The sequence below is a fragment of the Anaeromassilibacillus sp. D41t1_190614_C2 genome (assembly GCF_015558525.1).
GTDB lineage: Bacteria > Bacillota > Clostridia > Oscillospirales > Acutalibacteraceae > Anaeromassilibacillus > Anaeromassilibacillus stercoravium.
The window spans coordinates 109,179-131,565 of the sequence record NZ_JADMOD010000005.1 but is presented as its reverse complement, the minus strand read 5'-3'; the positions used below and the strand labels follow the sequence as shown (position 1 = coordinate 131,565).

The window sequence follows — 22,387 nt, the reverse complement described above, 5'->3', positions numbered from 1 at the left end:
GCCGAAGAAAGGGGCGATACCGTGATACAGCGACTTGTAAAAAGGGCACTGTGTGCGCTATTGGGGGTGGCATGCCTTGCGCTCTCCGCTTCCTGCGAAACCAACAACCCAGAACAACAGATCGAAACCGTCCGGATCGGCGTGGCAACCTACCGCAGCGACGATACGTTTATCACAGCCCTATGCGATGACCTGGAGAGGGTTTCGAAACAAATGGAGAGCGAGACAGGCAAAAAGATCATCCTGAATATTGCGGACGGAAAAAACAGCCAATCCAACCAAAACGACCAGGTGGATAATTTCATCTCCCGTTCGTACGATGTCATCTGTGTGAATATGGTGGACCGCACCGTTGCGGCGGTCATCATCGATAAGGCGAAACGGGCGGATATCCCGGTGGTATTTTTCAACCGGGAGCCGGTGGAAGAGGATATCCGCATGTGGGACCGGGCGTATTACGTGGGGACGGATGCGAAAGAATCCGGGATCATGCAGGGCCAGATCATCTTGAATGCGCTTAAAAAAGACGCGGGGATCGATAAAAACGGGGATGGAAAGCTGCAATATGTGATGCTGGAAGGGGAACAAGCACATCAGGATTCCCTGATCCGCACCGAATATTCGGTGAAAACGATCACGGCCGGCGGCGTACAGATGGAAAAGCTGGCTAACGATACAGCCAACTGGCAGCGTTCCCTCGGTACGGCAAAGATGACCTCCTGGCTCGGCCAATTTGGTGATGAAATCGAAGTGGTGCTCAGCAACAACGACGACATGGCCCTCGGCGCGATTGACGCCTTGAAAGCGCAGGATATGCTTGAAAATGGACCGGTCGTAGTGGGGGTTGACGGGACGCTTGCCGCTCTGGAGGCGATCCAGAATGGGGAAATGCTCGGTTCTGTGGTCAACGATGCACAGCTCCAGGCACAGGCCATGCTGGATATTGCCTGTGCGCTCACGGAAGGCAGCGACCCCCAGCAAGTGGTAGAAGGGATGAACGGCCAATATGTGCGGGCGCCCCATCGGATTGTTACGAAAGAAAATGTAGGGCAGGAGATCGCTTATCTCACCCAATCGGAATGAACGCAAAGAGGCCTGCGGCTTTTAGAAACTGACCCCCATTTGTTAGACGGTATTGATATACTGGATAACAAGAGGGGCACAGTTCCATTGCCGCGGGCCTCTCAGCCCTGGGGAAAAGCCCAGGGCTGTTTTTTTAGTCCTCTCCCAAAGGGCAACATCGCTTGGAGGTTTTGTAGCGACCATTTTAGACAGAAAAATCGCTGGGCTTTTCCGTTTGGGAGGCACGGTCTTCCGCGGGGGAACGGCCGATCATCTTTTTATAGACCTGGGAAAAATGGGAGAAATTTGTATAGCCAACTTTTGCTGCAACCATGCTGACCGGGAGCGCAGTGGTCCGCAGGAGGTTTTGCGCCACCTTCATCTTTTCTGCCACAATAAAATCTTTGAGCTGGACCCCCATCTCCTTTTTAAAAAGGCGCGAGAGGTAGTCCGGATTCAGATAGAATTCTTCTGCGATCTCGGTGCGCCGGACATCCCGCTCGATATGGTTCTGGATATATTGGACGATCTGCTCCATCTGGCTTTGGGTGTCTTTTTTGGGGTGGGCGTCCGCCTGGAATGCGCGGAAAGCATGCGACATCCAGTTTTTTACATCGTCAATCGTCAGGTAGGTGTTCAAGGAACGCTGGAATAGTTTTTGTTCTGGCAGGAATCCCCCCGGTGGGACGGAGGCTGTTTCCGCCGCATTGCAAAGCATCTGGAGCACGGATTGATAAAAAAGTTGCAGATTCTCTGCGTCCAGCGCGCCGGACTGGGCGAGGTGGTCCAAATAGGCTTGGGCCTCGTCGCAGGCAAGGGACGCGTAACCGCTTCCCAAAAGGCTTTCCCAACGTTTCAGGCTGGGAGGGTCCACATGTTTTTGCGGGGCCTCCAGCGATTCGTTTGGAAAGAACACCCCGCTGGCGAGGGCCACATTCCGGTTCCGCAGGCGGAAGAGTTCCCTGGTGCGCGCAGTCAATTCAGGGGGAGACAGGCGAGGCCCGGAATAGCAGGCTACTTCGCAATGGAAATGGGCTTGGCACACCTCTGTAAATGCGGTAAGCTGCCGGCGCAGGGCGGATTCATCCATAAAAACGGATTCATCGGAATAAGAGAGAAACGCCAAGGAGGCACGGTCCAACTGCACCAGGAGGATTTTTTGGCCGTATTGGGCGAAAAGTTCCGATAAGATATTCGAAAAGGCATATTTTAGCAGGTCACGGTTCCAAATGCCGTCCTGACTATTCCAGCGGAGCAGTTGGATCAAAACGAAATAGATGGGCGTGTCCGCGCGGATCGGGCATTCCAGCTTTTCGAAATCCTCCAAAATCGAAGCGAGCTGGACATCCTCGCCAATATACCATCCTTTAAGCAACCCCTCCAGTAGGACGTCCCGCCGGCGGTACATCATCTTGCCATAGGAATAATATTCTTGCTGCTCCCGGCGGTTTTTTACTTTTTGGACGGCCCGCAGGACGGAAGCCTGGATGTCCTCATACCGGGCAGGCTGGAGGATATAGTCGAACCCGCCCAAGCGGACTGCCTCTTTTGCATAAAAAAAGTCGGCGTGGGCGGTCAAGAAGATGCATTCGGTATCTAGCCCTTGCTTCCGGACCCAGCGGAATAGGTCAAGGCCGCTTTCCACCGGCATTTCAATGTCGCAGAGCATAATGTCGATTTTCTCTGTGGAGAGAACCTGCTTTGCTTCGAAGGCATTGTAGGCCGGCAGGACCTTCGACACCCCGATATCGCTCCAATGGACCCCGGAAATAATCCCGCTGACCACATTGGTTTGATCATCGACTACAAGAACGGTCATCGTTTCCACCCTCTTCTGGAATAAATAGTTCAATCCGGGACCCTTTTTTCAGGTTGCTAAAGGAGAAGATGCTCTTTCCCTGGTAAAGCAGCGCAAAGCGGTGCTTTACATTGAGAATCCCCACGTGTTGCCCGGTGTACTCGATTTTTTCCGCACGGTTGAGTTTTTCCAGGGTTTCCGGGGGGAAGCCGCTGCCGTTGTCGGAGATCGAGATATTGATGTATTGGGCATCTTCGGTTTTTAGCTCCATGACCTTGATATAGATGGAAAGGGCTTCCCCGGGAAGGGAGGCATGTTTCACCGAGTTTTCGACAAAGGTCAGGATCGACATGGGAGGGATCTGGAAGTCTAAAAGACGTTCGTCCGCGTCGATTTCACAGACAGGCGGGCAGGAAGCGCTCATCTGCTCAAGCAGCAGGTAGCGCTTGACGCTGCGCAATTCATCCTGTAGGGGGACAAACGTCATATTGTTGGAAAACAGATAGCGCAGGTAGTCGGACAGGGCCAGGATCATCCGTTGAATCCGGTCATATTGCTGCTCCTGTGCCAATGCGTAGAGATTTTTCAAGCAGTTCAGGAAAAAGTGGGGGCGGATCTGAATCTGCAAATATTGCAGCTGCGCCTGCTGCAATTCCAGTTCTTTTTCGTAAGCGGAGATTTTCAGCGATTTGATTTCCTCCATCATCCCGTTGAAGGTATCGCTCATCTGCTGGAATTCCATTACACGGTAGTTGGTCTCCATCTTTGCATCTAGGTCGCCGCTTTTGATGGCGTTCATGGTCTGGACCAGATGGTCCATCGGTTTTAGGAACAGGCCCTTTAAGATATAGCAGCAGACCAGGAGCAAAATCAGGAGGACGGCGGACATCAGGAACAAAAGGAGGAAGTCCATCTGGTGGAACAAATTCTGGTAGGGCGTTAGATAGACAAACCAGACCCCCGCCACATCGGAATAGTCCTGTACAGCGAGATACTTGCCTGCGCCCGTCAGGTAAAAGGCGTCGTCGGTGTACTGTATTTGGATGTTTGCCCCCTGCGCCCATTCCACTGAGGTCAGCAGCGTTCCATCCGGCCCTGTGTAGAGAAGCACGCCGCTGGATGGGTCGGTAGAGTCCTGCGGGGCCAACAGCATGTCGAGATCCACGGCGCAGATCGAATAGACGCCGTTGGTGCCCAGTACGCGGTACAAAAATGCCTGCCCATCCAAGGACAGGACCTGCCAACGGCTGCGGTCGATCGAACCGGATTGGGTGAGCTGTTCAAAATACGTGAGCATCTGTTCCTTAAGCGAATACGAATATGCCCCGCCGTATATCTCCCGGTAAAGGCCGTTTGGCTCGGTAAATAGGAACATCCCCCCGATGATCTGTTTTGTGGAGATCAGCTCCTGATAGCGGTCCACGATTTGTTTGGCGCAAAGGTGCGCTTCCACGGGCTCCATTTCACTGTGCAGCCTTTGAAAATTGGTGTCGCCCACCACGAGGTTGGCGAGGAATAGGTCGATATCCTGGAGGTCCTTCTCCAGGGAGCTTTCATATAGGTAAACAGCGCTGCGGTTGCTTTCCGCAACGCGTTCGTTCATCGCGCGCATGGTATAAAAATTGTAGCCGGTCAGGAAGAGGACCAACGGCACGACGAAGAGCATCAATACCTGGAGGATTTGCTTTTTGGAAGAAATGTGAGTGTTCATAGCGCACACGCCGTTTCTGTATAGTTTGGGAACGGTTCTAAGTACTATTTTATAATGAAATCGATAGTGAAGCAAGTTCTTGACGGATTTATCGCATTATACACAAAAAAATGTGGGGAAAAAGTACAGATAAAAATACGGATAGATTCATGGGGCGTTCTTGGCGGAATGGATGGGATGCAAACCTGCGCCGGATGTTTTCTAAAAAGCAGTGGTAATCTTTATAAAATATGGTATAATTTAATAAATGCGATTTTTTGGAGGGAAAGCGCCTATTTTAGCACGCGCTTTGGGCGCAGGGCAGGAAAATTTTAGATCCCTGCATCAAATATCCATAAAATTGATACGGATTGCCCTTGTCTGTGTGCCCCAATGGGGATACAATGAAAACAAGACAAAGGAACAAAACCGGACGGCGGAAAGGATGTTCCGCTCTGGAAAAAACATAGGAAAAACGGGAGGTACCAATCATGCTTTCAGCAGAAGTCAAAACCCTGATCTCCAGCGGCGGCCTGGATGAGAAGCTGGCCTACATCTATGCGTGCAGCACGGCGGACGTCGCCGGCTACCGCGAGAGATTCATAAAGGCCATCGAGTCGTTCGAAGGGCTCTATGGCGCAGACCGCCATATTTCCATCTTCAGCGCGCCTGGGCGTACGGAAATCGGCGGCAACCATACGGACCATCAGCGCGGCCGCGTGTTGGCGGCCAGCGTCAATTTGGACGTTATCGCCATTGTTTCCCAGAACCCGGACACCAAGGTGCGCATCAAGTCCGAAGGCCACCGGGGGGATGAGATCGACGCGAAGAACCAGGACGTCAACCCCTCCGAGGTGAACACGTCCCGCGCCCTGATCCGCGGCATCTGCGCGCGTTACCAGCAGCTGGGCTATACGGTCGGCGGCTTTGACGCATACACGACCTCCAATGTGTTGACCGGCTCCGGCCTGTCCTCTTCCGCCGCCTTCGAGGTGCTGGTGGGGACCATCGTAAACGAGCTGTTCTGCGGAGGCAAAGAGAGCGCGCTCTCCATCGCCCAGATCGGCCAGTATGCGGAAAACGTGTATTTTGGCAAGCCGTGCGGCCTGATGGACCAGGCAGCCAGCTCCGTGGGCGGATTTGTACAGATCGATTTCCAGGATAAGGATCACCCGGAGGCCCAGAAGGTCGACTTTGATTTCACGAAGTGCGGCTATGCGCTCTGCATCATCGACACCAAGGGCAGCCATTCCGACCTGACGCCGGATTATGCGGCGGTCCCGGCGGAGATGAAGGAGGTCGCGGCCTTCTTCGGCAAGGAAGTCCTGCGCGAGGTGGACGAAGAAGAGTTCTATGCCAACATTGCGGCGCTCCGCCAGAAGATGGGCGACCGCTGCGTGTTGCGCGCCATGCATTTCTTTGCAGAGAACGCCCGCGTGCTCGAAGAGGCGGCGGCGCTCAAGGCAAACGACTTTGACGCCTTTAAGAAGCTGGTTATTGAATCCGGCTATTCCAGCTATATGTATCTGCAAAACGTGTTCTCGGCCAGCCACCCGCAGCAGCAGGGTGTTTCGATCGTCCTGGCGCTGGCACAGCGCCTGCTGGAGAAGCGCGGCGGCGCTTACCGCGTACACGGCGGCGGCTTTGCCGGCACCGTGCAGACCTTTGTCCCGGTGGACTACCTGCCGGAATTCGTCAAGGCGATGGAAGCGGTCACCGGCGAGGGAAGCTGCCACAACCTGCGCATCCGTCCGGTCGGCGGCACGCGCGTCCTGTAATACATCATTTTGTACCAAATTTTACATAGGGATATAGGAGGAAATTTATCATGGCGGAATTGAGATGGCATCCATTGATTCAAGACTGGGTGATGATTGCGTCCAACCGGCAGGGACGCCCCCAGATGCCCAAGGACTACTGCCCGTTTTGCCCCAGCTTCGGCAATGTGCCGGACTATGAGGTGCTGGAGTATGACAACGACTTCCCGGCGCTTTCCCAGAACCCGCCGGAGCCGGACGAGGGGATTGCAAACGATTTCTTCAAAGTAAAGCCGTCCTATGGCAAATGCGAAGTAATTCTGTATTCCCCCGGCCATACGGTGACCATGCCGGAGCTGTCCTACGACCACATGAAGAAGCTGGTGGACCTCTGGTGCGAGCGGTTCAATGTGATGCGCTCCGACGAGAAGATCAAGTACGTCTTCCCCTTTGAGAACCGCGGCGAAGTGGTGGGCGTGACCATGCCCCATCCGCACGGCCAGATGTACGGCTACTCGTTCATCCCGAAGAAGCTGCAGCTGGAGACCGCGTCTGCAAAGGAATATTACGAGAAGACCGGAAACTGCCTCTTCTGCGATACGCTGAAGAATGAGCTCGAGGCCCAAAAGCGCATTATTTTCCAGAACGAGCACTTTACCGTGTACCTTCCGTTCTATTGCGAGTATCCTTACGGTGTTTACATCATGGCAAACCGCCATGTGCAGTATATCACCGACCTGACCGAAGAGGAGAAGTACACCCTGGGCGCCACCATCCGCGACACCGTCGGGATGCTTGACAGCCTGTTTGACTATCGCTTCCCGTACATGATGTGCATGCACAATGCGCCGGTCAACTCGGGCGACTACTCCAAGGACTTCCACTTCCACATTGAGTTCTTCCCGCCGATGCGCAGCGCAGACAAGCAGAAGTTCAACGCTTCCAGCGAAACCGGCGCATGGGCGCACTGCAACCCGACCTGCCCGGAGGAGACCTCCAAGGAACTGCGCGCCGCTTACGCAAAGTTCATGGAGAGCAAGAAGGGCGAATAAGAGGTTCTCGCGCCGGAAAGCCCGGCGGAAATGGACCCCTGCGCACACACAGGTAAGCGGGCGGTGTTTTGGGGCCTGCATACCTGGAACGAATAGAAATGACCGGCGGTTGCTGTCCGGCGCGCGGTGCGCTGGGCGTGCGGTGACGGCCGGATACTGGAAAGGATGATTGATTATGACCGTACTGGTGACCGGCGGCGCCGGGTTTATCGGTTCCCACACCTGTGTGGAGCTGCTCAACAATGGATTTGATATCATCGTGATGGATAACTATGTGAACTCCTCTCCGGACGCCCTGCGCGCCGTGGAGAAGATCACGGGCAAGACCTTCCCGATCTACGAGTGCGACATGCTCGATTACGACAACTTTGAGAAGATCTTCAAAGAGAACAAGATCGATGCCGTGATCCACTTTGCGGGCCTCAAGGCGGTGGGCGAATCCGTCCAGAAGCCGCTGGAGTATTATCACAACAACATCACGGGCACCCTGCACCTGCTCGACCTCATGCGCAAATACAATGTAAAGAAGATCGTCTTCAGCTCCTCCGCAACGGTCTACGGCATGAACAATAAGGTGCCGTTTAAGGAGGATATGCCCGCGGGCGGCACCACGAACCCGTACGGCACGACCAAGTATTTCATCGAGCAGATCCTGAAGGACGTCTGTGTTGCGGATAAGGATCTGAAGGTCGCTTTGCTGCGCTACTTCAACCCGATCGGCGCGCATCCGTCCGGCCTGATCGGTGAGAACCCGAATGGCATCCCGAACAACCTGATGCCGTATATCGCCCGCGTTGCGGCCGGCAAGCTGCCGTGCCTCTCCGTCTATGGCGACGACTATCCGACCCCGGATGGGACCGGCGTGCGTGATTATATCCATGTGTGTGATCTGGCTGTGGGCCACATCAAGGCGTTGCAGAAGCTGGACAGCATCCAGGGCGCTGAGGTTTACAACCTGGGCACCGGCAAGGGCAGCTCGGTGCTGGATGTTGTGAAAGCATTCGAGAAGGCTTCCGGCGTGAAGATCAACTACAAGATTGCGCCGCGCCGCCCGGGCGACATTGCCGAGTGCTATGCGGATGCAACAAAGGCCAAGGAAGAGCTCGGCTGGGAGGCCAAGTATACCTTGGACGACATGTGCCGCGATTCCTGGAACTTCACAAAGAACCAGAAATAACGAAACAATACATTCATCAGTGGGGTACGCTGCGGAAGTCCGCGGCGTACCTTTTTTATTGCAATGGGCCGTTAAACAATAGCCGCCCCCGTTTTGTGCCTGCAAGGGCTGGAAAAGGGGATGGGGTGGCCCCTGTTTGGGCAAGGTCCGCGAAAAGGTGGGAAAAGGATGGGGATCAGCCTGTTTTGTAGTATAATAGAAGGGTGTGAAAGTCAGATTCCTGATAGTGTCAGGTCGGATTTTTGATAATCTTTGTTTCATGCATAGAAGAATATAGAAAAGTCGTCGGTTTTTTGATAATGGAGGTCGGGATTTTGGCAGAAACGAAAAGATCAACGGAGTACAATATACACACAGTGAATCATAAAGGCCAAATGGACAAAGGGGAAGATTCCCAAAGCAAACGGCGCCTTAGCCGGACATTCCAAGAGGAAAATCCTTATAGCGTTTTCGTGCGCCGCTCTGCGGCAAAGGAAAGGAAGGGGCGTCACATGAAACGGGCAAAATGGTTGTCGGTTCTGCTTACGGGCTTTTTTCTTCTCCAGCTGGTTGCCTGTAACGGTGGAACCACCGGGACGGAGCAAGCCGCTCCAGAGAGTGATCCCAGCGGCCTTTACACAGTGGACGTGTATGCACTGGGACGCGCCTCAGAACCCCTTCGGAAGGAGATCGAGGCCCGCGCGAATGCCATTATCCGGGATTCTTGCGGGGCGCAAATTAGCATTCATTACCAGGGGTTGGAAGAGAGCTGCCTCCAGCAAGTGAAATTGGCGGTTTCTACGGGAAAAAAGGTTGACCTGTTCCCAACGTTTGAAATGGGCGTTTCCGTGATGGTCAATTATGGGTTGGTCACCCCACTGAACGACTATTTGTCCCTGTGCGGCCCGGAGATCCAGGAGGAAATCCCTCCGGAGGATTGGCAATGTGTCACCGTGAATGGGATGATCTGTGGCGTACCGATCAACCGGGAAAAGGCTACGGGGCGTGGCTTCATCTATCGGAAGGATCTCGCAGAGGCGTTGGGCGTCTACGAGGAGGATCTCCAAACGATGCAGGATCTGGAGGACTTGCTGATCAAAGTCCGGGATGCTTATCCAGGGATGTATCCAGTGGTCACCAGTTCAGGGCTGGCCCGCCTGCCCTTGGCTTACGACCGCCTGGGCGACGACCTGGGCGTATTGGAGGACAGTTTCTCTGATTCTACAGAGGTAGTCAATCTGTTTGAGACGGATTCTTACCGGGAAATGGTTGAACTGCAGTGGGATTGGGCGCAGAAAGGCTTGATGATGCCCGACGGCGCCGCCAACACTGTGGACGAGTTTTCTATGATGCGGGCAGGGAAAGGCTTTGGGCATTTCGCCAATGTAAAGCCCGATAAATATGGGGAAGCCACCCGGAATGTTGGATATGAGATCGGGATTTTTGAAATTGTCCCGGCATATAGCGAAACCACTTTGGTTTCTTCGATGTGGAGCATCGGTTCTACAAGCGAACAACCCGACAAGGCGATGAAGGTGCTCAATGAGATGTATACCAATCCGGAGCTGGCCAATTTGCTCACCTATGGCATTGAGGGGAAGACCTATCAAGTGCTTGACCGCGAGCAAAAAATCATAGGGTTTCCCGAAAACAGGGACGATGCAAGCCTCTTTTATAGCTTTATGACGTGGTCTTGGCCAAACGAGCTGATTGTGAATGTCTGGCAGGAGGACCCGCCGGATGTCTGGCAGCAGGTGGAAGCGTTTAACCGGGAAGCACATCCTTCTCCGGCGCGCGGGTTTGTGTGGGACAATAGGGATGTACTGGGGGAAGTAAGCGCTTGCAATGGGGTGCTGGACGCATACCGCAACGCATTGGAATGCGGTTCCCTGGACCCATCTGTCGTATTGCCACGTATGAACCAGGAATTGAAAGCGGCCGGGATCGATAAGATCATCCAGGAGAAACAAAGGCAGCTTGACCGATGGTTGGCGGCACAGGGCCGGTAGGCATGTGCGAACCAGATGCCTGGAAACCTTTTTGCATAAACACAGGTGATATTGGGCCATAGGCCCGTTTACGATAGAATTGCATACGCGCACCAATGCTTGTCAAAAGCAAATCTTTGACAGGCTTTCTTTTCTACACACTTTTTTAGGAAATGGAGGGATGCCCATGCAGAAGAGACGCGCGGCCGTTTATTAGCAGTTCACATTTTTGGAAAAGGAGAGAAAAGCAGAATGAAAAAGATCCATCGATCCATTTTGGCGCTGGTTCTCACATTCACGATGCTGCTCGGCACATGCACCAGCGCGTTTGCAGCCACGTCGAGCAGTGCGTCGGAAACGGTAGAACCCGGCATCGTCACGATCAGCAGTGGCGGCCATGAGAACGGCGACATCCAGGGCGTCCCCTCAGATACCGAGGGCGTCACCGTTTATAAAGGTGTCCCGTTTGCACAGCCCCCGGTAGGGGAATTGCGTTGGAAAGCCCCGCAGGATCTCACGGAGACGTGGGACGGCGTGCGCGTTTGCGACAAATGGGGCAACCAGGCAATGCAGCCGGAAGACTTGAACCCCGTTGGCGAGTTCTGGGGGGACGAGTTCTATTTTGATGAAGCTTATAATCCGGAAATCAGCGAAGATTGCCTGTATTTGAACGTCTATGCACCGGAGCATGCGGAAGATGAGCTGCTCCCGGTCATGGTTTGGATCCATGGCGGCGGCTATGACCATGGCCACGCTTCCGAGATGGAGTTCAACGCCTCCAAACTGGCGGCGCAGGGCATCATCGTGGTGTGCATCCAGTACCGTGTGAACCTGTTTGGCTTCCTGGCCCTGCCCGAGCTGAGCGAGGAAAGCGAAAACGGCGTTTCCGGCAACTACGGCACCCTGGACCAGATCAAGGCTTTGGAATGGGTGCAGGAGAACATCGCCGGCTTCGGCGGCGACCCGGATAACGTGACGATTTGCGGCCAGTCCGCTGGCGCAATGTCCGTGACGGCGCTCCTGTCCTCCGCTTTGACGGACGGCCTCTTCCACCGCGCGATCATCCAGAGCGGCTTCGGCGGCTATGCAGCTCCCAGCAACTATACGAGCCTGGAGAGCAAAGAGGAAACCTGCCAGAACGCAGTGCAGGAACTCTTTGGCGAAGATATCACTCTCGCAGATCTCCGTGCAATGGATGCATCCGAATTCATGAAGAGTGATATTTACAGCCGGTTGAAGAGTGCGGCTGGCAGCAATGCAATGGACGGCTATGTATTTACAGAGGAATCCGTTGACCTGACCAGCGAAGGCGCACTCGACGGCATCGACATCATGATCGGCGGCACAGCGGATGAGTATACCTCCCTGTCCGGCACGCCGGACGGTACGATGGACATTGATGCGTTCCATCAGAGAATGGAACGGCAGTATGGCGAGCTTTATAACCGTGCTGCTTACAACCCGATGAACGAGACGCAGGCCTATCGCATGAACCTGCGCTCCACCAGCGACAGCAGCTTGGCGAAATACCGCATCTCTGCACAGTATGGCAAGACCCACAACGAAGACCACAATGCCTATGTGTATTATTTCGACCATGATTTGGCGCCGCACGATCCGGAGACGGTCGGCAACCGCGATGAAGATTTCTACGGTTCCTTCCACTCCAGCGAGCTGTGGTTCATGTTCAACTCCATGCGCGACGACATCGAAGGCCAGCGCAACTGGACGGACGCAGACCATGAGCTGGGCGACATCATGTCCACCTATTGGGCAAACTTTGTCAAGACCGGCGACCCGAACGGCGAAGGCCTCCCGAATTGGGAAGAGTGCACCTCTGACACGGACGGCGCATTCATGCACTTCAAGGACGTCGAGGATGGCGTTGCAGCGGTCTGCACAACAAAGACGGATTACCCGGCGCGCGACCGCATGATGATGGCGGCAAACCTGGATTCCTTCGGGCTGACCGAGGACGACCTGCAGATGTCCTATAACATCCCTTACGGCGACATCCCGGTGGAACTCGTTACGGAAGTCATCCCACAGGGCCAGCGCGTTGTGGAAGCCAACTTGACCTATGAGAGCGCCGTCAATGCAGACAGCGTTTCCAAGGACGACTTCAAGGTCAAGGCAACCCTCACCTATGGCGACGGTTCCAACGATATGGACGGCTACCGGACCATCACCGATATCGATGTCAACGGCAATGTTGTGACGCTGAAATTCGATACAGATGATGCAGCCGCGGTCACCAGCTTCTACAGCGGGACCACAAATGCATACGACGTCTCCTATCTCATCACCCAGAAGGGCGAAATTGAGACAGTGGATGGCGTTGTAGAGCCGGCAAAATATGAAGACACCGCGATCACCAACCGCATCGTGGACGACTTCCAGGTTGGAAGCGCTACGAACGAGGCTGGCAAGACCCTTAACTACCGCTATTACGACCCGATCGAGGTCAATGGCGTGAGCGCTGACGGCGAGTATCCGCTGATCCTGTTCCTGCATGGCAGCGGCGAATCCGGCAGCAACAACCTTTCTCAAATCATTGCAAACAAGGGCGCGGTTGCTTGGGTAGAACCCGACCGCGTAGCAGAGAACCCCGTTTATGTCCTGGCCCCGCAGTGCCCGTCCGCACGGGAAGGCTGGATCAGCGAGGACAACGAGGCGTTGGTCCTGCAGATGCTCGATGAATTCATCGCAGCGCATCCGCAGGTGGACAAGAGCCGCATCTACATCCAGGGCCTGTCCATGGGCGGCATCGGCACTTGGAATATGATCCTCAGCCATCCGGATAAATTCGCAGCGGCCATCCCGATCTGCGGCCGTGTGCCGACCGAATTCTATGCAAACGACGGCGCAGCATTCGACGCATTGGCGAACCTCCCGATTTGGGTAGCCCATGCAGAGGACGATTCCTCCGTCAATATCCAGGGCTCTGACGACGCAGTCGCTGCTTTGCAGGCCCACGGCAACAATTCCGTGAAGTATTACAAGTATCTGCCGGGCTCCATCACCCCGAACCCGCATCACAGCTGGGAAGCCGTGTATGAGGATCAGGAGATCTACAACTGGCTGTTCGAGCAGAATACTTCGAGAAACCACAATGCAGACGCACCGTTGAAGACCCTCTACACCGTGAAGGATTACGGCGACGGCGTGCAGGGAATCTGGGACTATGACGTCGACCCGATGTATGTGATGGTCAACGGCGACCGCGCCGTCCTGATCGACACCGGCATGGGCCAGGGCGACCTGTATGGCGCTTTGAAGGGCATCCTGCCTGAGAGCGTAACGACGATTGATGTCCTGCTCACCCACAGCCATGGCGACCACACCGCCCAGGCATACCAGTTCGCAGACAAAGCGGATGTGGAGCACATCTACATCGGCGCGGCGGACGAAGCCACGGTGAAATCCATGCTGCAACGCCAGAACGTCAGCACCGAGAAGCTCACAGCGGTCAACGACGGCGATAAGATCCCGTTCGGCAATAAGTATTTCCAGGTCATCGATATCGTGGGCCATACGGCTGGTTCTGTCGGCTACATGATCGAAGACAAGCTCTTCACCGGCGATGCCATCGGCTCCGGCTATGTCTGGATGCAGATCGGCATGTGCTCCATCGAAGACTATGTGGATTCCTTGCAGCATCTCAACGATGCAATCGGCGACCGCGACCTGACGGTCTACGGCGGCCACACCCAGTACCGCGGCACGATGACTGACCAGTATGTCCGTGACATCCTCGCATGTGCACAGGGCATTGTGGACGGCTCCATCGAAGGCACGCAGTACCTCCGCGGCAATGTCCGCGATGCGAAGGTGGCAACCTATGGCACCGCCTCCATCGTTTACGATCCGGCAAAGGTCACCGATACCTGTGAGGTTGAGATCGTAACAAAGGTTATGGACAACGGCCAGAAGGTCATCGAAGCAGTCGTCACCTATCCGGACGACGTGAACCCGGATTCTGTCTCCGCGGCAACCTATCAGGTGCGCGCAGAACAGAACGCAGACAATGCAACCTTTAACAATGTTGGCATGCGGACCATCACCGGCGTCCAGGTGGATGGCAACAAAGTCATCATCTCCCTCGACCCGACGGATGCAACCGCAGGCACCAGCTACTTTGATTACAACGCATTCCAGACCTTTATGTTCGACCTGGATTATCAGGTTACCCAGGTGGGCACCGTTGAGCTGGCTAACGGCGAGACCGTAGCGGCAGGCGGGACCTATGCGAGCAGCTCGGTTACGAACCTGACCGTGGACGACTTCCAGGCGGCTGAGGTTACGAACGAAGCTGACAAGACCATCCCGTACCGCTATTATGACCCGATCCGCTCCGCTGGCAAGGATGCCAACGGCAAGTACCCGGTCGTGATCTTCCTGCATGGCGCAGGCGAATCCGGCGACAACAACATCTCCCACATCATCGCAAACAAGGGCGCTGTTGTTTGGGCGGACCGCGTAGATATGAATCCGTGCTATGTGCTGGCACCGCAGTGCCCGAGCATGGCGGAAGGCTGGGTCCAGGAGGACAACGAGGCGCTCGTCATGCAGATGCTCGATGAATTCATCGCAGCGCATGCGGACACCATCGATACCGACCGCATCTACATCCAGGGCTTGTCCATGGGCGGCTATGGCACTTGGAAGATCATCCTCGATCATCCGGAGGTCTTTGCAGCGGCAATGCCGATGTGCGGCGGCGTGGACGACAGCTACTATGCAAACAACAACGCAGCGTTTGAAAAGATTAAGAATATGGCAATCTGGACCTTCCACAATGCGGACGACAGCACCGTTCCGGTGGAAAATACCCGCAAGGTCGTGGAAGCCCTGAGAGCAGTTGGCAGCCCGTGCATCAAGTACGAAGAGTACAGCGCTGGCTCCACAACGCCGGACCCGCATCAGGTTTGGCAGAAGGTATATAGCGACCGCAACGGCACGCCGTACAACTGGTTGTTCCAGCAGTCGCGGAGCCGTTCGGCGGACCACACCCAGAACCCGTCCTTGGGATACACCCAGGAGACCATCAAGCCGGGCCTGACCGTTGTGCGCGACTATGAACTCGGCCAGATCTGGGTCATTGAAAACCAGGATGGTGCGACCGTGATCGATACCGGCATGGGCGCGGGCGATCTCTTCGATTACATTGTCAACAATGTTTTGGTAAACAAAGACGCCAATATCGACGTCGTTTTGACGCACAACCATGGCGACCACATTGGATGCTTGGACGACTTTGTCGGCAAGGATCAGGTGAAGAATGTCTATGTCGCAGAGGGCGACAAAGATGCAATCATCCGGAAGATGGGCGAAGATGCCGGCAAGGTATCCATCGTGAAGGATGGCGACAAGATCGACATCGGCAACGGCGAGAACCTCGAAGTTGTCGCAGTTCCCGGCCATACCGCAGGCTCCATCGTCCTGTTCTATGGCGATGAAGACGTGTTCACCGGCGACGCAGTTGGTTCCGGTGACCTGTGGATGCAGATCGGCATGTGCTCGATCCAGACCTATACCAAGTCCCTGCAGCACTTCATCGACAAGGTCAACGGCCGCCAGGTAACGCTGCGCACGGGCCACGATGAGAACCTCGAACCGTTCACAGAGGAATATCTCGACGACCTGATGAACTGCGCAGAAGGCATCATCGACGGCAGCATCGAGCCGACCGTCTATTTCAGAAGAGAAGCCAGCTATGCTTCCTATGGCAGAGCAAACATTGTTTACTATCCGTATCAGATCCTGGATGCAAACTTCGATGAGCTGAATGCAGCAATCCAGGATGCGGAGTCCCGCTCCGAAAGCAAGTACACCAGCGATTCTTGGGCAGCCCTGGAAGAGGCAGTCGCAGCCGCAAAGGCCCTGCCGTCCACCGCAACGCAGCCCAGAGTAGACGCTGCAGTGAAGGCGATCAACGATGCGATCATGGCACTTGTGCCGAGAAGCAGTTCTTCTTCCGGTGGCGGTTCTACCACGGTTTATGTCCCTGTGAGAGACGGCAACACCGGTGATGGAACCAGCGTGGTAACGCCGGGCACGGGTACTTCTACACTTACACCATATGTGCGTTCCGATACGACGCTTCCGTTTACTGTCCGCCAGGGCCAGGCGTATTGCTTCAAGATGACGTTGGTCAACGGCAGCAATATCCTGCCTCTCTTCACCGTGGGCAACGGCAGCGTGTTCAAGACCCAGTATGTTGCGCAGATCGGCAATGACTACTACTTCCGCATTTGGGCAATCGGCAATGTCGGCGAGTCCACCGGCGTTTACACGACGCTTCCGGGACAGACCGCACAGCAGCATTGCGTAGTAACCATTGCAGCGTAAACGACTTTTCTAGGCTGGGCGCGGTTGATGGGCAACAGAAATCTTCTGCCCAGCAAAGCTGCTTTTCTCTTGGGGCCGCCCGGGGAGCCGGGCGGCAACCAGGGAAGCAGAATCTCTTCGATAGAAGTGCTTAACCCTTTTCTTTTTCATCTTCCTTAAACCCATTATATAATGAAGCTGTAGGGGGCGTGCGGTTAAAGAGCAGACCGTATGCCCCCTATTGCAGTTTTCAAGCACAACCTTATCTGGGAATGCCTGCGGAAAATCCCCTAGTTTTGGGAAACTAATGATTGAAATTTGTCCAAGGGCGTGCTATAATTACTAACAGTCTTCATCCGCCCGTAGCGAAGCTGGATATCGCAGCAGATTCCGATTCTGAAGGCCGGGGGTTCGAATCCCTCCGGGCGGGCCAAATATGTGTGGTGACCCACACGGGATGCATCCTTCTTTCGCCGGGTCCCGGCGGCCTGAATCTGAAAGGGTTCAGGCGAAGGGAGCTGCATCGTTGGATCAATCAGCAGATGGAAGTGCCCCGTGCAAGGGCTTTTTCCAGGGGGTTCTCTGGTTCCGTCAATTTTGTGGCTGCTGGGCAGGCGAATGGCCGTTGCCAGCAACGAAGGAGGACTTGGCTTTGTATCCCATACTGGAGAATGGAATGGAAGCCGGCGCTTGTGATCCGTACAACAAAATAGCATATGTTGCGTCAAACGGCCGTTAGAGCCGTGATGGATACCCTTTTCCTTTTTTGGGAAAAGGTTTTTTGTTGTATAGAAGCAGAAAAAAGGAAGGCGCTCCAGCGCAAATGATGTCATACAATGCGTTTTTATGAACCTGCCTTCGAGATCGAACCGGGAAAAACGCGTATGAGCAGCGCCTTTGGCTTCAGGCCGGGGCGTGATAAAGATCCTTTTAGAAACCAGGTGGCATGGGGCGGTATGGGCTTTGCCCTTCCCAAGCACCGGAGAAAATCAAATTGAATTGCCGGGAGGAGATTCTGGGTGAACGTTTTAGTGATTGGATGCGGCCGTCTGGGCAGACGCTTGGCGGAGCTGTTGGACCATCATGGCCACGATGTTGCAATCGTGGATTCTGACACCGATGCATTCCGGATGTTGGAAGATGATTTTAATGGGATGACTGTTACAGGCTTTCCCATGGACACCCATGTGCTGAAAAATGCGGGGATCGAAAGCTGTGATGCAGTGGCGGTCTGTACGCCGGACGATAATCTGAATATCACGATTTCACAGATTGCAAAAGAGTTTTTCGGGGTCCAGAATGTGGTCGCGCGCATTTCAGATCCGGCGCGCGAAAAGGTTTTTAAACGGTTCGGCCTAAAAACCGTCTGCCACACAAAGCTCGCCGGGGACGCGATGTTTGCCGCCCTGACGCAGCCCTGGGATTCCAAAGAGGTGACCTTTGGGACGGCAACTGCGGGGTTCTATACCAAGGAAGCGGACCGCGCTTGGTATGGGCTTTCCCTGGACCGGTTCCCGATGAAGGAAGGGCAGATCCTCTTTGGCGTTGTACATGCGGATGGGACAATGGTGCTTAACACCGGGCGGAAGGATCAGTTGATTATGGAAAATGACCGCCTAGTGTTTGCCAAGATTATCGATTGAGTTTTCCGGGAGATTGCCTTCGCTCCGCCCTTTGTTGCAATACAGCGGGCGTCAAGTAGGGCTGGGGAGCCTCCCGGCCAGGTTGCACCTGCCTTTTGCAAAGCGGGGAAAGGCTATATTCGGAAATTTAAGACAATAATGAAACAGATTGTATTTTTAAAACATAAAAATACAGATAGTATTATCTGGGAGGAAAGACGATGCGTATTGTAATCGTTGGAGGCGGAAAATTAGGCTATCATTTGGCCACGATTATGCTGGACCGCAAGCATGATGTGCGTTTGATTGAAAAGAATAAGCTTCGCTGCATGCGGCTGGCGAATGAGCTGGATGTCGAGGTAATCTGCGGCGATGGAACAGAGATTGAGACGTTGGAAGATGCAGGGACACAGAATGCGGACTGCTTCATCGCGGTGACTGGCCAGGACCAGGACAACCTGGTGGCTTCCCAGCTCGCGAAGCGCCAATTTAAGGCGATTAAAGTGATTGCACGGGCGAACGATCCACGGAACATGGATGCATTGCGCATCTTGGGAGCGGATATTGTTGTTAGCAGCACGGAAATCATTACGAATTTGATTGAACAGGAAGTCGATATCGCGGAAATGCATCTCTTGGCAACGCTCAATAAGGGCCGCGCTGGCATTTGTACAATGACTTTGCCGCCGGATACCGCTTTGGAGGGCGTTACGCTGAAAGATGTCGACCTCCCAGAGAGTTCGCTGGTGATTTCGATTGTCCGCGGGGATGCAATGATGATCCCAAATGGTAATACGGTGATCCATGCGAATGATGAAATTGTCGCTGTGTGCGAGGGCAAGAGCCAGAAACAGCTTTTGCGTGTCTTGCGGGAACGCAAGTGATCGGGCAATAGAATAGAAAACCGAAAAAGCACGTGTGTATAAAAATACACACGTGCTTTTATGCATTTTGCTGGATAAAAGTCACACAAACAAGATGCAGTTTTTTAAAGCGCAATTTTTCCAGATGTTATTTGCTTTTATCGTATAATATATACAAATTGTTTGAAGGATTGACATGTAACCCAAAGAATGGTAAAATCATCCTATATTATACAATGTATAAATAAAAGAAAGAACGCATTTAAATTCTATTAATTCAATACTACTGCGAAATGGCACGCTTTTGCCGTGGAATTTTGCTGTAGATAGATTAATCATTTATAACGAGGAGGATTCGGCATGAAAAAAAGGAGAGTATTGCTATCAGGCGTATCCATCCTGCTGGTGCTTTGCCTGCTGATAGGCGGGACCATGGCATGGTTTACGGATACGGAGAAGATGGATGCGGACTTTACCGCCGGCGTTTTGGACATCACTGTAGAGCCGGGCGAAGGGGCTACCGCACCCCTGACCTTTGTGAACCTGCGCCCAATGCAGTATCAAAATTTCTTGGAAGAGATCAACGATGCGGGCAACGGCAATGCAAATGTGGATGGCTATGACCCAAAACCGGTCTATTTTCAGCCGGTCGTTGTGGAAAACGCGGGGACACTCCCGGCTTATATCCAGCTTTCAGTGGAAGCTTTGGATATGGCAAGCGCGACATGCCCGGAAGGCGGCGAGAAAGCAATTGCAATTACCGAAAATGCCGACGGAACGGAGACCATTGTGCAGAGCAGTCAAAACGGTGAGGCGGTTTGCACGAACGGCCTGGCAGATGTGTTGAAACTGGTTCTCTTTGAGAAGGTCAACGGGTCGTGGACGCCCATAGCGGACAACCTTAACCCGGATTCGGAAGGCACATCCTATACACCCGGCCTGGCGTTGCCAGCGGGCAATGGTGAGCAGACCTATGTGGTCGGCGCATATCTGCCGGAGACAGCAGGCAATGAATACCAAGGCAAACACTTCCACGGCAATTTGGTCGTGAAGGCGTTCCAGACCGACGAAGGCGCAGGCGCAGCCGAAATGGCAACGGTCCAGTGGGTAAAGGACGGCGAAACCGTCGGCTCTTACCTGGTGGCCTTCCCCGAAGGGGAAACAACCATGACGCTCAAGCCTGACGCGAATAAGCTGCCCGCAGGCTATGTGCTGGCGGACCCGGATGCGACCGTTGAGGTCTCTACAACCGATAAGACCGCTTCCTTTGAAGTCGCATTCAAAGCGGACGGCGACGGCAGCTCGGAAGAGCAGGCCATCTGGATCCGTTCGGCAGAGGATTTCAGCAAGATCAACGACAATATGGACGGGTATTATGAGCTGGGATCGGATATCGACCTCTCGGGCATGATTTGGGAACCGATTGGAGGCGCTGGGAGCAAAACGGAGAAATTTACCGGCACCTTGGACGGCAACGGATACACGATCGCGGGGATGCAGATCAAAGGGGAGAAACAGATGCTCCATGTGGGCCTGTTCGGATATTGCAAAGACGCGGAACTCAAGAACCTTGTATTTGAAGCGCCGCAGGTGGAAACGAACCGGTACGGCGGGGCCTTGGCAGGCGTTGTGAGCAACACCCGCATTGAAAATTGCCAGGTCAACGGCGGCAGCATCACATGGGATTACACGAAGGGCGAATGTTCTATAGGTGGTTTGATTGGCGAGGACACTGGCAGTTCTGTCCTGAAGGATTGCTCGTCTTCTGCGGATGTGACGGCTGTGGGGACGGCAAAAAATAAGGTCTATTTGGGCGGACTCATCGGCGGTTTGTTCTTGAATTCGACCATTGACGGCTGCACGGCTTCCGGCGATGTGACCATGACCGGCAGCACGCAGGATGACGAGACCATCGCCCTGGGCGGTTTGGTTGGATGGGTAACCGGTACAGCGGTGAATTCCAGCGCGTCGGGCAATGTCAGCAACGAGAGCGCCGGCACGGCAGGCAAAATCTATGTGGGTGGCTTTGCTGGATCGCTGAGCGAACCGGCAGAGGGCTGCACCGCCACTGGCGACGTCAGCAACACCGGCTCGGCAGCGGAAACCTATGTGGGCGAGCTGGCAGGAAACGAAGATATGCTGTATACGGACGGCGACGGCAGCTCGGAGGAGCAGGCGATCTGGATCCGCAAGGCCAGCGATTTCGAGAAGATCAACGAAAATTTGGACGGCTATTACAAGCTTGCAAGAGGGATTGACCTCTCTGACGTTGATTTCCAGCCGATCGGCGGGGAAGAAAGCAAAAACAACTTTACCGGCACCTTCGACGGCAACGGCTACAAGATCACGGGTTTGCATGTAGAAGCTGCAAAGGATGAAAAGCCTCTGAAATATGCGGGCTTGTTTACATACTGCAAAAATGCGGAGATCAAAAATGTCGTGCTGGTAGACCCGCAGGTCACCACAGGCGAATATGGCGGCGCCCTTGCAGGCGTTTTGAGCAGCACCAACGTGGAGAATTGCCATGTCATCGGCGGTACGGTTACCTGGGACGATACAGGGGGTTCCTGCTATCTGGGCGGCCTGGCCGGTGTGGCCGGTGATGCCATCGGCGATTCCACATTGACGGATTGCTCGTCCACTGCGGACGTGACGGCGGAAGGAACGGCAACCTCCGTTGTCTATGTGGGCGGCCTGATCGGCGAGGGATACTTGAATACAATGGTCGACGGCTGCACGGCTTCCGGCAATGTGACGATGACCGGAGATATGCAGGATGAAGACACCATCGCCCTGGGCGGTTTGATCGGCTGGATGAACGGCACGGCATCCAATTCCAGCGCAAAGGGCAATGTCAGCAACGAGAGCACCGGCATGGCCGGCAGAATCTATGTGGGCGGCTTTGCAGGTATGCTGAGCGACCCGGCAGAGGACTGCGAAGCCACGGGAAGCGTGAACAACACCGGCGAAGCAGAGAATGTTTATGTAGGGGAGTTCTCTGGCAACGACGCCATGTGATCCCTATAGCCCCTGCTATAGAAAACCTTTTGGAAAGGCAGCGTCCCCGGA

At 54.4% G+C, this 22,387-nt stretch carries 11 protein-coding genes and 1 tRNA gene; 10 read left to right on the top strand and 2 right to left on the bottom strand.

The window, feature by feature from the left end; all coding sequences use genetic code 11:
- Positions 1–21: 21 nt before the first annotated feature.
- Positions 22–1,083, top strand: a complete 1,062-nt coding sequence (locus I2G69_RS06280; protein ID WP_330608923.1) for a galactose ABC transporter substrate-binding protein — start codon at positions 22–24, stop codon at positions 1,081–1,083.
- Between the two features lie 184 nt (positions 1,084–1,267).
- On the opposite strand, the gene I2G69_RS06275 is transcribed toward I2G69_RS06280, so the two are convergent.
- On the bottom strand, positions 1,268–2,881 hold the full coding sequence (locus tag I2G69_RS06275; protein ID WP_195560430.1) for a response regulator transcription factor: 1,614 nt from the start codon (positions 2,879–2,881) through the stop codon (positions 1,268–1,270).
- Complete coding sequence (locus tag I2G69_RS06270) at positions 2,859–4,571, bottom strand: sensor histidine kinase (RefSeq protein WP_087231055.1); 1,713 nt, start codon at positions 4,569–4,571, stop codon at positions 2,859–2,861. The genes I2G69_RS06275 and I2G69_RS06270 overlap by 23 nt, the downstream gene beginning before the upstream one ends.
- Positions 4,572–5,041: 470 nt before the next feature.
- Here I2G69_RS06270 and I2G69_RS06265 point away from each other — a divergent pair, with 470 nt between their 5' ends.
- The 9 genes from I2G69_RS06265 to I2G69_RS06225 all read left to right on the top strand — a co-directional run bounded on the left by I2G69_RS06265 (position 5,042) and on the right by I2G69_RS06225 (position 22,336).
- Positions 5,042–6,328, top strand: coding sequence for a galactokinase (locus I2G69_RS06265; protein ID WP_087231061.1), 1,287 nt, complete (start codon positions 5,042–5,044; stop codon positions 6,326–6,328).
- A 50-nt stretch (positions 6,329–6,378) separates the two neighbouring features.
- Positions 6,379–7,359, top strand: coding sequence for a galactose-1-phosphate uridylyltransferase (gene galT, locus I2G69_RS06260; RefSeq protein WP_195560429.1), 981 nt, complete (start codon positions 6,379–6,381; stop codon positions 7,357–7,359).
- Between the two features lie 175 nt (positions 7,360–7,534).
- Positions 7,535–8,536, top strand: a complete 1,002-nt coding sequence (gene galE / locus I2G69_RS06255; RefSeq protein ID WP_087231067.1) for a UDP-glucose 4-epimerase GalE — start codon at positions 7,535–7,537, stop codon at positions 8,534–8,536.
- Between the two features lie 491 nt (positions 8,537–9,027).
- Entirely contained in the window at positions 9,028–10,524 is a 1,497-nt protein-coding gene (locus tag I2G69_RS06250) for an ABC transporter substrate-binding protein (protein WP_195560428.1), read from the top strand.
- A gap of 231 nt (positions 10,525–10,755) precedes the next feature.
- Positions 10,756–16,854, top strand: coding sequence for a carboxylesterase family protein (locus tag I2G69_RS06245; protein WP_195560427.1), 6,099 nt, complete (start codon positions 10,756–10,758; stop codon positions 16,852–16,854).
- A gap of 335 nt (positions 16,855–17,189) precedes the next feature.
- A tRNA-Arg gene (locus I2G69_RS06240) sits at positions 17,190–17,266 on the top strand.
- 586 nt (positions 17,267–17,852) lie between these two features.
- Positions 17,853–18,476 (top strand): potassium channel family protein, encoded by a 624-nt coding sequence (locus I2G69_RS06235; RefSeq protein WP_237966916.1) that lies wholly within the window; start codon positions 17,853–17,855, stop codon positions 18,474–18,476.
- A gap of 200 nt (positions 18,477–18,676) precedes the next feature.
- Positions 18,677–19,339, top strand: coding sequence for a potassium channel family protein (locus I2G69_RS06230; protein WP_087231079.1), 663 nt, complete (start codon positions 18,677–18,679; stop codon positions 19,337–19,339).
- Between the two features lie 339 nt (positions 19,340–19,678).
- Complete coding sequence (locus I2G69_RS06225; RefSeq protein WP_195560426.1) at positions 19,679–22,336, top strand: TasA family protein; 2,658 nt, start codon at positions 19,679–19,681, stop codon at positions 22,334–22,336.
- Positions 22,337–22,387: the final 51 nt, after the last annotated feature.